Annotated in this window: 11 protein-coding genes; 9 read left to right on the plus strand and 2 right to left on the minus strand. The window is 46.5% G+C overall.

Annotation, left to right across the window (positions count from 1 at the left end):
• Nucleotides 1-966: 966 nt before the first annotated feature.
• Entirely contained in the window at nt 967-1260 is a 294-nt protein-coding gene (locus RIC07_RS07255) for a hypothetical protein (RefSeq protein WP_446393941.1), read from the plus strand.
• Between the two features lie 65 nt (nt 1261-1325).
• On the opposite strand, the gene RIC07_RS07260 is transcribed toward RIC07_RS07255, so the two are convergent.
• Both RIC07_RS07260 and RIC07_RS07265 read right to left on the minus strand, forming a co-directional pair.
• Nucleotides 1326-2042, minus strand: coding sequence for a biliverdin-producing heme oxygenase (locus tag RIC07_RS07260; protein WP_446393942.1), 717 nt, complete (start codon nt 2040-2042; stop codon nt 1326-1328).
• 241 nt (nt 2043-2283) lie between these two features.
• The gene (locus RIC07_RS07265; RefSeq protein WP_446393943.1) at nt 2284-3525 is read right to left on the minus strand and encodes a vWA domain-containing protein; all 1242 of its coding nucleotides are present in this window, start codon (nt 3523-3525) and stop codon (nt 2284-2286) included.
• A gap of 306 nt (nt 3526-3831) precedes the next feature.
• On the opposite strand from RIC07_RS07265, the gene RIC07_RS07270 reads away from it, so the two are divergent.
• The 8 genes from RIC07_RS07270 (at nt 3832) to RIC07_RS07305 (ending at nt 16622) form a co-directional block, all read left to right on the plus strand.
• On the plus strand, nt 3832-4488 hold the full coding sequence (locus RIC07_RS07270; RefSeq protein WP_044204190.1) for an ATP-dependent Clp protease proteolytic subunit: 657 nt from the start codon (nt 3832-3834) through the stop codon (nt 4486-4488).
• A 214-nt stretch (nt 4489-4702) separates the two neighbouring features.
• Entirely contained in the window at nt 4703-5299 is a 597-nt protein-coding gene (locus RIC07_RS07275; protein WP_446375273.1) for an ATP-dependent Clp protease proteolytic subunit, read from the plus strand.
• Nucleotides 5300-5365: 66 nt separating this feature from the next.
• Nucleotides 5366-5944: a J domain-containing protein gene (locus RIC07_RS07280; RefSeq protein WP_446394046.1), complete on the plus strand. Its 579-nt coding sequence runs from the start codon at nt 5366-5368 to the stop codon at nt 5942-5944.
• A 565-nt stretch (nt 5945-6509) separates the two neighbouring features.
• Nucleotides 6510-6989 carry a hypothetical protein gene (locus tag RIC07_RS07285; protein ID WP_446393944.1) on the plus strand — a complete coding sequence of 160 codons (480 nt, stop codon included), beginning with the start codon at nt 6510-6512 and terminating at the stop codon, nt 6987-6989.
• Nucleotides 6990-7041: 52 nt separating this feature from the next.
• A complete protein-coding gene (locus RIC07_RS07290) occupies nt 7042-7569 on the plus strand; it encodes a hypothetical protein (RefSeq protein WP_446393945.1) in 528 nt (175 codons plus the stop codon).
• 226 nt (nt 7570-7795) lie between these two features.
• The gene (locus tag RIC07_RS07295; protein ID WP_446393946.1) at nt 7796-8614 is read left to right on the plus strand and encodes a P pilus assembly protein, chaperone PapD; all 819 of its coding nucleotides are present in this window, start codon (nt 7796-7798) and stop codon (nt 8612-8614) included.
• Nucleotides 8615-9095: 481 nt separating this feature from the next.
• A complete protein-coding gene (locus RIC07_RS07300; RefSeq protein ID WP_446393947.1) occupies nt 9096-11828 on the plus strand; it encodes a carboxypeptidase-like regulatory domain-containing protein in 2733 nt (910 codons plus the stop codon).
• Between the two features lie 381 nt (nt 11829-12209).
• Nucleotides 12210-16622, plus strand: coding sequence for a CHAT domain-containing protein (locus RIC07_RS07305; protein ID WP_446393948.1), 4413 nt, complete (start codon nt 12210-12212; stop codon nt 16620-16622).
• Nucleotides 16623-16643 lie beyond the last annotated feature (21 nt).

Consider the following 16643-nt stretch of genomic DNA (forward strand, 5'->3'; position numbering starts at 1 on the left):
AAAAATTCGTAATTCATCCGCGAAGCTCTGGAAAAAACTTAAATACACGCTTCCCGAAGGTCTGATTATAAATTTTGAACTCACCATGCTTAAGAGTGTTAAGCTTAAAGCTTCATTTTGTAAATTTAGTTGTTTTTCAGTAAAGATTTGTTGCATTATCCGCTCAAAAATTTTTTGACAATTAATTAAGTATACTTTCTCTTGACATTAGAAAATCCCCTATCCCAGCCACAGCAAACTCTAGTCATTTTCAACCAAGTACCGACAAGCCAGGTTTCTATAACCCGCTTCTCCTCGATAGTAGAAGCCAGTCAGGAACTTTGTTCTACTCGATAATACTTGTGCAATTGAGGTGGCTTTTGGCAGGATATCGGTGTAACATTCTTGCTCGTGATCACAAAATAGAACTGAAGTCACAGACTGCTAGGGTCTAGCCACCGTGTCTCAGGTTCTGAAATCCAGTTTCTGTCATACTGGCGTATGACGTTGTTACACTATGTTGAATAATATTGCAATCAGCTAACGTTGGCAACCACTTGACTGGATTAATTTTGGCTTATTTTGTAAAGATTCATTAAGAAGCACAGCAGCATCCATATCATATATAGATATAGCAATTTCCGGTTTGATGCGATACATCGTTAAGGGCGCAAGCTTTGCACCCCTAAATTGTCCCTACATTTAGGTGTACCTCACACCCTGGGAAAGCGCTATATGCACTGGCAAGATTAACTGGGTTTACTTTGGCAAAGGCACGGATTGAGGAAAGTAAAAAGGCGCTAGCAGCCAGCAGAAGCCGCCGAAAAGCCGAACTGCTGCGCGAGCTGGAGGAAACCACGATTTAAATTTCTACAGAGAAATATATTTGCCAAAACCAAAATAGGATGCTTCCTACTACAGGGGAGGCGATCCAGCAGGCGGCTTGATTAGAAAAGTTTGTAAACTTAATGACATCTCATAAAGTCTTTGTTATATTGCAGAAACAACCCAACATTTGTCATCGATTTCTCGACTCTTTTCTATCAAATTGATCAGGAAACTCAGGAAAAACTTCCCAGAGGTGTCGTCCTGGCAACTTATTCCTTTAAGCAGATAAAAAAATTAATGAGTTCGCTAAATTTAGGCAAAACTGGATATGGAATGCTCTTCTCAAATAAGGGTAAATTTATTTATCATCCCCAGGAAAATATTGTCAAAGAAAAACAAAGTATATTGGCATTTGCTCGGCGTAAAGTCCAAAAGGAAAACAACGAAATATAAAATCATTTTTTTCCCGATTGTAGAGACGTTGCATGCAACGTCTCTACAAGGTTTTTAACCAGGGTTTATTCAGCCGTAGCCAGTTCTGTGCTACCACCACTCCGACGACGGGTTAAGGTGTTGAAGAGCATCTGACCAATCGCTTTAATCAGATTCCCTTCTAATTCCTGGAACAGCTTCATATTCATGCCAAATGCCGCATTTGCCTCATCAACAATCCGTTCGGCTGTGGCATCATCAATGGGGAGTTCATTCAAGGCTTGGCGATACTCGGCTTTGAATGCCTTTTCGTCAGGAATTTCGTTAAACTCGTAAAACGCTGTACCTTCACCCTCAGATAAATTCATCGCCCGTTGAGCAATCTTTTTCAGGATTTGTCCCCCGGATAAATCGCCCAGATAGCGCGTGTAGCAATGGGCGACTAATAGTTCGGGTTCAGAGGCGGACACGTCGCGAATTCGCTGCACGTAGTCTTTACCCGCAGATGAAGGCGCTACTTGTTCGCGCCAGTTGGCACCGTAGTAATAGTACAAGTCTTGCTCTAGACTTTTCTGGCGATTGAGTTGGGGAAAGTAGAGTTTTGAGAGAATTGGATGTTGGCGATGGCGCTCCATTTCTTCTTCCATCGCACTATAGACGAAGTAGAGATTGGCGACGAGTTTCCGGTAGGAGTTCTTTTCAACGACGCCTTTCAAAAAACATTTGACAAATCCCACGTTTTCTGCCATGGTGTGGGCTTTTTTGGTTCCCTCACGCAACTGAGTGGCTAAATTGGTACTCATGTTAAATTTCCTATCCCTAAGGTTTACGACTTGTGTATTTTTACGTCCAAAACGTATCAAAACCGTCCCAAATGCTTAGGGTAAACTGATATGATGAGAAATGATATTAAGAATTGTAAAATAGGTGTGGAGTGTGGAGTGTTGGGTGTCGGGTGTCGGGTGTCGGCAAAAAACAGACACCATGCACCTTATCGGCTTGGTGTCTTGGAGTCTTGGAGCCTTGGAGCCTGATGCTAGAGTCTCACTCCTGCAAGATAGTCTTGGACACAATCCGAGTTTTCTTGCGATCGGCGTCTGAGAGTTCTTCGCCAGATTGCAAACGAGTCGCGTTAGTTTGCAGCACCGTGGCGGCACTTTGGTCTCCCATTTGGATCGCCGTATTAGCAGCCGTTTGTAACATTGTGGCAGCGCCAGAGCGATCGCCTGTTTGCAGTTTGGCTTCGGCTATTTGGGTTTGCCTGTATTTGGCTAGTGCCAGAATCGATTGTTGGACTTTGGTATTGGGAGACGGTTGATAGGTACTCTGAACGTTAATCTCGACGGGAACCTGTTCTGACTTTAACCCCTCTTCCCCCGTAGCCGGGTCATCATAGATTACTTGCAGCTTCGCGATCGCCTGATACCCAACAGACAGTTGTCCCATATACAGATTTGCCAGAATCACCCGTTCGGCATCCGTCATCAAATCACCCAAGCGGACGACAAATTGATCGCCTTGGGGTTGCAGGGGGAGTTCAATCGTATCCGGGGCGACTTGGGCAATGGGTTTGAATTCGGCAAACCGCACACCATCCATTAATTCACATAATAAGTAAGCATTGGTCAAGCCAACGGCTTGGATACGGTTAAACAAGCGTCCAAACTCCTGTACCGCTTGCTCTGGCTGTTCAATATAACAAAGCGTACCACTCCCCGAATCGGCAATTTTTTCTAGCACATCTTGGTTCCAACTTGCCCCAAATCCTAGGGTATTGATCGTCAGCTTATTCTCAACCGCGAATTGGGCTAATTTTAAGCAGCGATCATTGTCCCCATGTTCATTTTCGCCATCCGTCAGCAGAAACACCTGAGACACGGCGTCAGCTTTTCCCTTAGCTACTTCTGCAATCCCCAGTTTCAACCCCTCATCAATCGCCGTTCCCCCATCGGCAGACAGTTGGCGGATTTGGGATTTAATCGTGTTCAAATTATCGATCGCTTGATTGGGAACCAACACGTTGGCACGATGATCAAAAGCAATCACACAGATGCGATCGCCTTCCTTGAGTCGTTCAATCAGTTGCATCGCCGCTTTTTTCACCGTTTCTAGGGGACGCCCATGCATTGACCCGCTGTGATCGAGAATTAAGCATAAATTCAGCGGCAGTGACTGATCCTGGGATTGGGTAATTGCCCGAATCGCGATCGATAACTGACGCTGGGAACTGGGTTGATTGGCATCCAGATTAGTATCGTTGAGGGCAGGGTGTAAACCAACTTTCATGTCTAAAACTCCTAAGCCAGTAAAAAGATGTAACTATAGTAACCTTGTCGTAATACATAGGTACTAGCGAAGGGTTGAGGTTGTTCCGGATACACCCCGAATCGCCATCAATCGAAAGAACTACCCCAGGCAACTTCACAAGCACGCTACTATGTTTTAAAGATAGCGCCATTATTGCATTCCCCAGTCAGGAACCCCACGGCTTAAGCCGGGAGTACCGAAATTGTCCATACCTGACCAGCCTAAGACCTACGCGGTCTACGTTATGCCTAACTCTACAAATATGCAGTCGTGTACACGGAAAACATGAAACAACCGATTCAGGCAGTTCAATCAACCTACTATGGTCGGCAAAACTACCGCACCCCGCCACCTGATTTACCGTCACTGCTACTTAATGAGCGGATTGTCTATCTGGGTTTACCCTTGGTGCCACAGGTCACTGAATTGATTGTGGCAGAACTTTTGTATTTGCAGTACGACAATCCCGACAAGCCGATTAAAATCTACATTAATTCCACAGGAACCTCCCGTTACGATGGTGAACCGATTGGCTTTGAAACCGAAGCCTTTGCCATCTGTGACACGATGAATTACATTCAACCCCCGATCCATACCATTTGTATTGGTTCGGCAATGGGGATGGCGGCGATGCTGCTGTCAGCGGGTACAAAAGGCTGTCGGGCAAGTTTACCCAATGCCTCAATTGTGCTGCACCAACCCAAGAGTTATGCAAGGGGTCAAGCCACGGATATCCAAATTCGGGCGAAGGAAGTGCTAGCCAATAAGATCACCATGATGGGGATTTTGGCAAAAAATACGGGTCAATCTGCCGAAAAGATTACCAAGGATATGGAGCGGATGTTGTACATGACGCCTTATGAGGCAAAAGAGTATGGCTTGATTGATCGGGTGTTAGAGAGTGATGAGGTTCCGGCTGCTATCGCCGCCAGTGCGTCTTAATCGCGACTCTTTCAACGACAGTCAGGCAGTTTTGCTGTTCTCCTTCGAGACAACCCTCCTGATTAATGCCTAAACCATTGCCATCCTACCAGACGAACCATGACACGTACTGAGGCAGGTTTAGTCGAATTTGGTTGGGTGAGGGAAGAAACGATAGTTGTCAAACCCCTCCCTACACAGTATTCAAAACGTTTTCTAGAATTCGGAGTAAATTATGCCTATTGGCGTTCCTAAAGTCCCTTATCAACTTCCTGGTTCTCCTTACAGCGATTGGATTGACATCTACAATCGTCTCTACCGGGAACGGATTATTTTTCTGGGTAAAGAAGTCGATGATGAGATTACTAACCAGATCATCGCGGTGATGCTTTACCTGGATTCTGAAGACAACAACAAAGATATCTATCTGTACATCAATTCTCCAGGTGGTTCAGTTACCGCAGGTATGGCGATTTATGACACCATGCAGCATATTAAGTCGGATGTGGTGACCATCTGTGTCGGTTTAGCCGCCTCGATGGGTTCCTTCCTGCTGGCGGCTGGGAAGCAGGGGAAACGGTTGGCGTTACCCCACTCGCGGATTATGATTCACCAACCCTCTGGCGGTGTGCGGGGACAAGCGACAGATATTGAGATTGAAGCCAGGGAGATTTTGCGAATCCGGCGTCAACTCAACCAAATCTACGCGGATAAGACGGGTCAAACGGTTGAGAAGATTGAAAAAGATATCGATCGCGACTTTTTCATGTCCGCGCAAGAGGCGAAGGAATACGGACTGATTGACCGGGTGATTGAAGACAGAGCAGGCTAAGATAGACAGAATCGGTGGGGCAGTTCTAAAATACTGCCTCTACCTCTATCAGTGCTTGTCCTTGAGATGAATCTGGCGGATTGTTATCGATTGTTAGGTTTAAGCGATGGCGCCTCTCAGTCTGAGATTAAGGCATCGTATCGGCGTTTAGCACGCCAGTGTCATCCGGATGTCAATGTCGGTGACGGGCTGGCTCAAACTAAGTTTATTGAGTTGACACAGGCGTATAAGCTGCTGCTGAATGCGATTAAACCGTCTGGGACAACTCACTCGGCTGAGGATTCCCAGACGGTTACGGTAACCAAGCAACCGCCAGCCAAACCTCCCTCCATTCCTCCCCTATCGGAGATTGAATATCAGCTCAAATGGACATTCTATGAGCGTTTACAGCAATTACTTAAAGAACAACGATTTGCCCGTGCGATCGCGCTGGTTGAGGGATTGGCGCAACGGATTCCCCATGATCCAGAGGTGCGACAGTGGCAAGCGATTACCTATCAATGTTGGGGACGATATTTGGTGAAGGATGGGCAATTGGATAAAGCCCGAATTTATTTGAAGAAAGCGTTAAAAACTGACCCCCATAATCGTTCTCTTTGGGCGGAAGTCGAACTCGATTTTCGCCGCATGGAACAGATGGTTTAAGTTGAGTAGACTGAAACATTTTCGGTTAAGTTTACCGAGGTTCAGGGAGGCAGAGAGGCAGAGAGGCATCATTTTCTTTCAACCTTAAAAAATTAACAGCATATTGTATGCGATCGCTTTTTTTTGGTATACTTTTATCATGGGAAAATGTGCCGACCTATAGACTCGATCATCATCACTTCAAAACTTAACCCTATTGAGAGCGATATGTTACAGGACACGCTGGCGCGATCGCAGGATTTCCCCAATCGTTGATAATCCTATCCATCAAAAGGGAATTAGAGGGAAACCTATCACCTTTAATCCTCCTGTAGGGGCGACCCGCTTGCATCAATCAACAACTCTAGAAACAGGGCGGGCGCGAGTCACATCGAGGTGCAACCGGAAAGATAGTCGTAAAACCTGCCCCTACAGAGGATCGGGTCACCCTTTACTCAATCCCCGGATTGGGGAAGATTTCAAAATTTAAAAGAAATTGACGAATTATTATCCAGAGGATAGATTATATTTTTCTCCTAGCACACCTTAAGATAGACTTGAAACAGCTACCCTAGAGGAGCTTTAAATGTTTCGTTTTTATGCCGTTGCATCAGCGTTAACCCTAGCCAGTGCTATGGGGTTGAGTTCTGAGACACTGGCTCAATCCGTTGATATTCCATTTACAGCTAGTGTTCCCATTGAGGTAACCTTTGACCAGGTTGTCCTGGGTACGGTTGAAACAACGGCTAGCAGTGGTTCAGCTCAACTGCCCAATGTGATAGAATCCGTCAATCCAGCAACGGTAAATTTAAACTCTAACACTCCTGCTACCCTAACGGTTTCACCGCCTCGTCTCATCTCTGGGTCAACACCTGATCCGGATGGGACAACTTATGTCACGTTTGTTAGTGTCGGTACACAACAGGTGACGGCGGATACGGCGGATGTGACGGTGAATCTTCCGGTGGGAATTAGTGATTTAGAAGTCGATATGCGTGTGGAAAGACCTGTGCCCTTTCCGGCGGGAACGTACAATTATGCGGTGACGCTGACGGTTATCCCTTAATTCGCTTATCGATAATTGGTTTTTATGTGCATATACCTTTGAGGAGGTTTCTATGATTAGTCGTTTAGTTGTAACATCCGGACTCGTTGTAGCGGGTGCGGTGGCGTTTAGTCCGAACGTGTTGGCGCAATCCGTCGATGTTCCATTTGAAGGGAATATTGGTGAGCGTTGTAGTTTTGCTACTCCAGTTCCAGGAACGCTAGTGTACGAACCAGGACAACCTTTTATCACCTCTGATGCGCCTGGAGGTATCTCAGGTACGGTTGAAGTTTCCTGTAATACAACAGCAGATCTAGAAATTACTGATGCACGCTTCGTGTCCTTTACTCCCGCTGATCCGAATGCTCCTCCTATTACCTCTTTCCCCAGTCAACAATTGGATGCGATAGCAACAGTAGCAGGTAGCTTTAATCCATCAACAGCTACTTACAGCGGTCCCTCTGAAGGTGGAGGACTTCCAGGTGGCTCGTTAGTCTTAGATCCGACTAACCAAACTGTAGAAGTTGATTTGGCAATAGACTCAGGAGTTCCTTTAGCAGGTATTTACCAATATACGGTCACTTTGACAATTGTGCCGTAGGAGGTTTGTAGTAAGGGCTTTAGCCTTTATCAAATTCCGCCAAAAGACCCCAACACTAGCCAAATCCGGGTTAGTTAAGCAGAATCTCAAACAGGGCGAGTCGTTCATTAATCAGTTGTCCCGTTTACCTTAGCAGGGCGAGTCGAGTTCATTAATCGGTTGTCCCCTTTACGCTAGTGCAGCGACTCGCCCCTACCCCCTACTCCTACCCTTCCCTGATACAGCTATGACTTTAGCGTTTAATTCCGTCTTGCCAACCGTTACTCGCATCAGTCGCTGGGCATTATCTGCGGCTTTACTCTGTGCAGGTACGGCGCAAGCCCAGATGAGTGTTTCACCCTTAGTGATTGAAGCACAAGCCAATCGCGGTCAAGCTCAAGCAATTATTAATGTTACCAATACCAGTAATCAACCCTTTCGGGGACGAGTTTATGCTGAATCTTTTACCTATGGGGATAATGGGTTTCAAATCTTAGACTCTAGCCCCAGCGATTTAACGCCTTATCTGCAATTTTCACCCAGGGAATTAACCGTACCACCGGGAGTGCAGCGACGCATCCGTTTAATTACTCGCTTTCCACCGAGTTTGCCAGACGGGGAATATCGAGCCGTTGTGTTTACCGAAACGCTTCAGGAAACGACGGATAGTGGTGGCAATTCTGTCGCGTTGACGGCACGAATTGGTACAACAATTTATGTGCGTCAGGGAGAGTTGTCGCCAATTTTGGCAGTGGAGAGTGCCAGTTGGAATTCAGAACAAGACCAAATTCAATTACTCGTTGAAAATACCGGAATGGCATCAGCTAGAGCAGCGGTGAGTTGGACGTTAAAGCAGGGGGAAACGGTTATAGAGACGGGGAGTTTGAAACCGACGGGAATTGTGGCTGAGAGTGAGCGTCAGTTTCTATTAAATTATCCTGATGAAGGGCAATTGGCTACGGGTCAATATCAGCTTACGGGTGAGTTGATCTGGGCTGAAGATGATCAGCGACGGACACAGCCGTTTAGTGTTGATTTGATGATTCCGGCTAGCGCCACCAATTAAATCATTTTGACACTCTACTTTCTAGATTAAGGGCGATCGCGTCTATGTTGATCGTTTTTAACGCAGAGGAACGCAGAGGTTGGCGCAGAGGTTCGCAGAGGGTTGTTGATGGTTTGAGTCGGCGAGGCGATGGGCTTTGTTCTTGCTGTTGATTTGGCTTTGTTCGCTATACCAATAAAAGGGGTTTATGTCAAAAAAAGTCTGTGTTTTTTACAGAAATATATGCCTCTAAGTTGTGCGGGTTTTGAGGGGAATTGTGACTGGCGTGAGATAGCTAAAATAGCGGATTAGATATTGTCGGTTTTCCGGGCGCACGTCGGTCATTGGTGTCAACTTAAGCTCAACCCCTCACCCCCAGCCCCTCTCCCAAATTTGGGAGAGGGGAGCAAGAGAATCCGGTTCCCCTTCTCCCCAGGTCCGGAGTTGGGGTTAGGGGATGAGGGGGAAAATGTCAAGGAGTAGATAGACACAGCTTAAAACCTTGCCACCATTGGTTTTCTACCTTAAGTTGACACGGATGCACGTCGGTGCGCCCCTACGTGTGGATTCTGTTTTGTGGCAAATCGCGATAATTGTTGGTTTGGTTGTGGGAATGGCGGCTAAGGCTTGTTCTCAAAGCCATTCCGGTTTTCATGAGACTAGGATTAGTCAAACGGAGATGGAGGATTCGGAATCTTCAGTTATCGACAATTCCGATAACTTTACGGTGTTTCCGGTGGGGGTGAATGTTGGGGGGCGTCCAGTAATTTTTAGTGTCTTGGTGCGGGGACAAGAAGATGGTAGCCAAGCGGTTGCGTTTGAGAATTGGCTGATTCCTTATGATGCGGTGGTTCAGGCGTTGAAGCTGGAGGTGACGCCGTTAGCGGATGGGCAATTAGATGTGCGATCGCCTGGATTGATTACTCGACTCAACCCCCAGGAATTACAGAATGACCCGGAGTTGGGGTTGGTGTTGTCGATTGAAGAGGTGGAAAGGTTACTTGGGGTTCCCGCAGAATTTGATATTAATGAATACGCGATTATTCTTAATCCCCCTTGGTTGGGACAGAAAACTGGGGGGATTGCGGCGACAGAACCCCCAGTGCAACTGGAGGGTTTACCCCGGATTACCCCGACGGATTTTACTCTAACGGCGATTGAGGAACGGATTACGGCGACAGGATCAGAGTCAACATCGGGTTTGGGTGAGTCTTCGTCTCTGAGTTATCGGGGGGAATTGGCGGCGGTGGGGACGTTGTTATCAGGAAGTTGGTATGTTCGGGTGAATCAACCGGATTTCTTAGACTCACCGACGTGGAGTCTGACGGAAGCCCAGTATTTGCGACAAACCGATGGGGCGGATTATGGGGTGGGTTCTCAGCCGACGTTTTGGCGGAGTCAGGGGAGGGGGGAGTATTGGGGAGTCACTACGATTCAGAGACAAGGATTTACACCTCCCGTGACGTTTGGTGGGGGAGGATTTAGTCCAGGACAACGGTTGCAAGCGTCGCAGGTGGGACAGACGATTGTGGGTGAAGCGGAACCGGGGACGTTGGTACGGCTAACGCAAGGATTTAGCGATCGCGTTTTGGCTGAAGTTCTGGTGGATTCGTCGGGTGTTTATCGGTTTGAAGATGTACCGATTGGGGGTCAAAGGTTGGGGAATTATCGCATTTTATTGTACCCTCAAGGACGCCTTTCGGCTCAACCGGAGGTGCGGGAGGCGACGTTTTCGACGGTTCCGGGACAAATTCCGGAGGGGGCTGCGGCGACGATTGTTTCGGTAGGTTGGACTCATCAACCCTCTGGATTGAACAATCAAAACTTTATTGGAGAATGGCAGAATTTTCAGGGGGGAATTGCCCAACGGTGGGGGATATCGGAAGATTTGACAGTGGGTGTGGGTGGAATTTATGAGGAAAGCGTGAGGGGATTAGCGGATGTGTTTTTTCGCCCCAACGGGATACCCTTGGAAGTGGCGGCGTCGGTGTTGAGTCCAGATCAAGAAGGGGATTGGGATAGTAATGCGAATCTGCGTTATGAACCAACCTCTACGATTAGTTTACAGTTTAACAGCGATCGCTTTGCCCAACGGCTTAATCTGAATTGGCGTATCTTTCCGCGTTTAACGGTATTGGGAACCTATAATAGTCGCGAGGGTACGGCGGTGGGGATGCAAACAGGATTCAGTCGTCGTGGTTTTTTTACCTTTGCCCGGGCGACAATTGATGACCAAAATCGCTGGCGCTGGAATGCGACGCAACGGTTAGGATTTTTACAACTGAATCATCAGGGGAATGAGTTGGGGTTTCGGTCAGATTTGAATTATAATCTATCGCGCCGTTTTCTCGGTGATGGCTATTCTGTACTGCTGAGTTATGAAACCCGTAACCTTCAGCGTCGAGATAATTTAGCGACGGTTGGCTGGCGCTATCAATCCAAAGCGCGATCGCCCGATGGGAGTTATTTGTGGGACACTCAGTTGGGTTATGGGGTTGGTTCTCAGGGTTCGGGCTGGATTGCCCAGGTACAAACGACGATTATACCGGGTTTGCTGCTGCGGGGGCGTTATGATGGGGTATCGCTAACCTCAAATGAGGCAAATTATAGCCTAGAACTGGTTGCCAGTTTAAATGTACAGGAAGGGGTAACTCCAGGCGATCGCCAATCAGATCGGTTTCGCGATCGCGGCGGGATATTAATTCAGCCGTTTTTTGATCGTAACAATAATAGTAAGTTAGATAGCGGTGAAAACATCTACACCGAAAACCCAGAGTTATTATTAATTCTGAATAACCAACCGATTCAATCCTTTCGTCCCCAAGTCCAAGCCAATGGAATTCGGCTACGCTTACCACCGGAAACCTATCGTCTCGACTTTGATCCGTCTGGATTTCCCCTAGATTGGCAAACCGTCAATGATGCTTATGCGGTTGAAGTGGTGGCGGGAAGTTATACGGTAGTCCAAGTTCCCTTAGTGTTATCCTATACTCTCTCTGGAGTGGTGACTGACGCCCAAGGGAATGTAGTTGCTGGGGCGAGGGTAGAAGCGATTAGCGCCGATGGCGAACAACGACGATTTTCCGTCACCAATGGGGCGGGTGTTTATTATCTGGAACAGTTACCCCAGGGGACATTTACCTTGAAAATCAATCAGGAACCCGCCCAACCGGGGACAATCACCCTGGATGAAGATGCAGAACCCTTTCAGGAGTTGAATCTGCGATCGCCCTAACTCAATCCAGGACGAGAAAAGAGGGAACCCAAGATTTTACAAATCCATGAGACATACTCTATAATATAAAACCTCATCAAACGTTCAGTTCTGAAGCTATAGCATAGTTTTGTAATTTCAACTCATTTTAGCTAAATTTTTTTCTAGCACGCTGACACTTGACATTTATTTCTTTATACTAGAGAAAAATGCGACAAAATCAGGCATAAATGTAGTAACCCTGCAACCTCACTAAAGCGAAACCAAGGATAGCTTGGGTTGATAGGTTATCAATAACAACCTCTTCTTAGTCGATTCACTACCCCCGATAGGGTGATTTTTGATCGATATAACCCATTAAACCAGTCCAGTGCATTTCTACCTCAAAATCAGGGAAAACTCATGTCTACACCGATTCAGTTCAGCCGTTGGTTAGGGATAGTATTGTTCATCCCATTGGTATGTCTGAAGCAGGAACCGCTACAAGCCGAGTCGATAACGGTGGCTGATGATGGAACGAATACCATTATTAATGCAGACGGGAACCAGTTTAATATTACAGGCGGAACGCTTTCCGGAGATGGCGCGAATTTGTTCCATAGTTTCCAGCAGTTTGGACTCGATGCGAATCAAGTTGCTAACTTTTTATCGAATCCACAGATTCACAATATTTTGGGTAGAGTATCTGGGAACGAAGCGTCAATTATTAATGGGTTAATTCAGGTTAGTGGGGGTAACTCGAATCTATTTCTGATGAACCCATCGGGGTTTATTTTTGGGTCAGATGCCCGTCTGAATGTGCCAGGAAGTTTTATGGCAACGACGGCAAATGGAATTGGGTTTGAGAATGGTTGGTTTAATTTCAGTGGCGAGACGGACTATCAATCGTTGGTCGGTTCTCCCAATCGGTTTGCGTTTACGATGGATCAGCCCGGAAGCATTATTAATGCGGGTGAATTGGCAGTAAGTGAGGGAGAACATTTAACCCTGCTGGCGGGTCAAGTTATTAATACGGGAACCCTTTCCGCCCCTGGGGGTACTATTACAATGACGGCGGTTCCTGGAGAAAACTTAGTCCGGATTTCTCAAGCGGGGATGTTACTGTCTTTAGAAATTGAAGCAGCAACGGCGGAAGATTCCCTGCCAACAGTAGAGGGAATTTCACCATTACAATTAGCTGAGTTACTCACCGGACAAGATGAAGAGAGTACAGGCGTTATTGTTGACTCCGCAAATACGGTGCGACTCATCGGTTCAGATGTGGTAATTCCCACTATATCAGGAACAACAATTTTATCTGGTGTGGTTGATACCGCTAGTGAACAAGTGGGGGGTAATGTCTATCTAGTGGGCGAACAAGTGGGAGTCATCAATGCCACAATTAATGCGTCCGGTGGTGATGGCGGTGGCACGGTTTTGATTGGTGGCGGGTTTCAAGGACAAGGTACGATACCGAATGCTTTACGGACATTTGTAAGTTCAGATTCCGTTATTTATGCTGATGGAATCGAAACTGGAAATGCTGGTCAAGTTGTGGCGTGGGCACATGAGATTAACCATTTTTATGGCAGTGTGAGTGCGAAAGGGGGCAGCATTTCCGGTGATGGTGGCTTGGTGGAGATATCGGCGAAGGATAGGTTGATTTTTCGAGGGGTTGTTGATGTTGGGGCAACATCCGGAAATTTAGGCACTATCTTATTTGATCCGAAGAATATCACGATTAGTGCTGGCGGAATGGATGATTTGAATCTAAATAATGAATTTGGCGAGAATTCAGCCAACTCTGTTACCTTTGATGCGGCTCAACTTAATGCCCTAACGGGGAATGTTATTTTACAAGCGAATAATGATATTACGATTAATCAGAGTATTGATTTCAATGCCAATACCACGTTAACGCTGCAAGCGGGAAGAAGCATCACGATTAATAATGTGGCAATTAACTTAACTGGGGGCAACTTTAGCGCCACAATTAATGATGAAAATGCAGTAGCCACCCAGCGAGACTTCGGAGTTGCCCAATTTGTGATGAATTCAGGGTCGCAAATTTTCACCAATGGGGGTAATATTTCCATAAAACCGGGAAGCTTTGGCGGTGATGCGATCGGAACGGTACAGCTTAATGGTGGAACTCTCAATTCTGGAGATGGTGCGATTGAGATTACTGGCAGAGGAAGTCTTGACGGTGCAGCGAAAACGGGGATTTTTCTGAGTAATGGTGCGGTTGTGGAATCAACGGGGACAGGTACTATTAACCTGAATGGTACAGGGGGTTCAGGTACAAGTGCGACTCGCGGTATCGAGATTCAAAATCCTGGAACAAGGGTAAGTTCTGAAAATGGCGATATTTTAATTAACGGCATTGGTGGAGACTTAACCGGAAACGATAACTTTGGTATTTTTATGTTGGGTGGGGTGGTTGAATCCACAGGAATCGGCAATATTACTCTAGATGGTACAGCGGGAACGGGAACAGATGGGAATCGAGGTATTCAGATTCAAAATTCAGGAACCGTAAGTTCAAACAATGGTGATATTCTCCTAAGTGGTGAAGCCGGAAATGCCACGGGAAACAATAACTTTGGTATTTTTATGCTGAGTGGCGGTGTGGTTGAATCCACAGGTTCAGGGAATATTACCCTAGAGGGTACAGGGGGAACAGAGGCTTCCAGTCGCGGAATTCAGATTCAGGATTCGGGGACAACGGTAAGTTCTAATACAGGGGATATTCTTCTTAGCAGTATAGGTCAAGATACAACCGCCTCAGATAATATCGGTATTTCTCTGCTGGGAAGTGGTACGGTTGAAACTCAAGGGATAGGAAATATTACACTAACCAGTGAAGGTAGTATTGATGCTAGTAGTGGCATCCTGAATAGTAGTTCACCGACGAATGGTGGAACGATTGCGCTAACTAGCCAAAATGGGGCGATTACGACGGGTGATATTAATACCTCTGGCGATACGAATGGCGGGAATCTTGTCATCGAAGCCAACCGGGAAATTACCACTGGGAAAATTAACACCACTGGTGGTTCTGGAGGAGGGGGTAATGTTAGCCTTAATGCCCCTAATGATATTCAAGTTAGCTGGATTAATACAGAAGGGGGTACGACAGGCGGCGCAGTTGATATTAACACTGACAGCTTGTTCCGTGCCACCGATATCTTTACCGCCGCCAATGGCATACCTGCGAGTATCTCCACCATTGGGGGGAATGAAGGGGGCAATATTACAATTAGCCATGGCGGAGAAAATGAAACACCCTTTGAAATCGGTGATGCAACGACGAATGGCATAGCTGCTGCCCTTACCACGGGTAGTACGACAATTTCTCCGGTGGAATCATTCCCCTCAACTCAAACGACAGGAAATATTCAGATTATTAGTGCAGGTTCTCCACAGACGCCTGTACCTCCACAGATGCCTGTTTCCCAAAACCCAATTCTTGCCCCGAATGACATTTACAATCTTTATGAGGGGATTGATTCAGACAATCTTAGAGAGTCTCTGCCCTTTATAGATACCACAGAAAATGTGACTCAAGCGCTGCCGATTATAGACGCATTAACCGCACTTTTGACCCTACAGGATGCATCAGGGGCGACGAATCGCTATATTGAATCCTTAGAACAAGCCCGACTGAAAGAATTTGCGGATTACTTTGGGCAAGATTTCTCTCAGTATTCAATTTCCTTAGCCAGTATTGAACAGACGTTGGCAGAAATTGAACGTCAAACCGGGAATCGTTCTGCCGTGGTTTATGCAGTAACCCAACCGGATGGCGTGAAATTAGTCCTCTTTACTGCCGCCGCCGAACCTGTCACTAAAGTTATCCCGGTTAATCGCGACCAACTTCTAGGAGTTACGAATGAACTGCGAGTCCAACTGACGGATGCATTTCGCCGTCGGGGGAATGGTTATTTGAAACCCGCGCAACAACTTTATCAGTGGTTAATTGCACCAATTGCATCGGAACTGGAAGCGGCTGAAATTGATACGTTACTCTTTTCCATGGATGCGGGATTGCGGACAATACCCATGCCAGTCTTGCATGATGGTGAACAGTTTTTGATTGAAAACTACAGCCTCAGCATGATTCCCACATTCAGCCTGATGAATAGTAATTATCAGCCGATGACAAATCCGCAAATCTTAGCGATGGGGGCATCAGAATTTACGGAACTTAATCCGTTACCAGCGGTTCCCGTTGAGTTATCAACGATTGCCCAAGAAGTGGGTGGTCAAGTTTTTCTCAATCAGGAGTTTACGTTAGAAAATTTAATTCAAGAACGCCAGCGTTATCCTTACGAAATTATTCACCTAGGAACTCATGCTGATTTCAATACTGGCGGACCGAGTAATTCCTATGTGCAGTTATGGAATGACAAGCTAACTTTAGCCCAAATGCAACAGATGAATTGGGATGATCCGCCTGTAGAATTATTAGTATTATCGGCTTGTCGCACGGCGGTGGGAGACAATCAGGCGGAGTTAGGCTTTGCTGGATTAGCTGTGGCGTCGGGCGTGAAGACGGCTTTAGGTAGTATTTGGCAGGTGAGTGACCAAGGCACATTGGCTTTAATGACTGAGTTGTATAACCAATTAGGTCAGACTCAAATTAAGGCAGAGGCGCTAAGAGAAGCCCAGTTATCGATGTTGCGGGGAAGTGTCGTGATTGAAGGGGGACAATTGCGCGGAAGTGGAACGCGAGGAGGGGTATCGTTACCGCCACAATTAGCTGAGTTGGGACAGGTTGATTTATCCCATCCTTTTTATTGGTCGGGATTTATAATGATTGGTAGTCCGTGGTAATTTGTCATTCGTCATTCGTCA

Source organism: Coleofasciculus sp. E1-EBD-02 (assembly GCF_040218245.1).
GTDB lineage: Bacteria > Cyanobacteriota > Cyanobacteriia > Cyanobacteriales > Coleofasciculaceae > Coleofasciculus.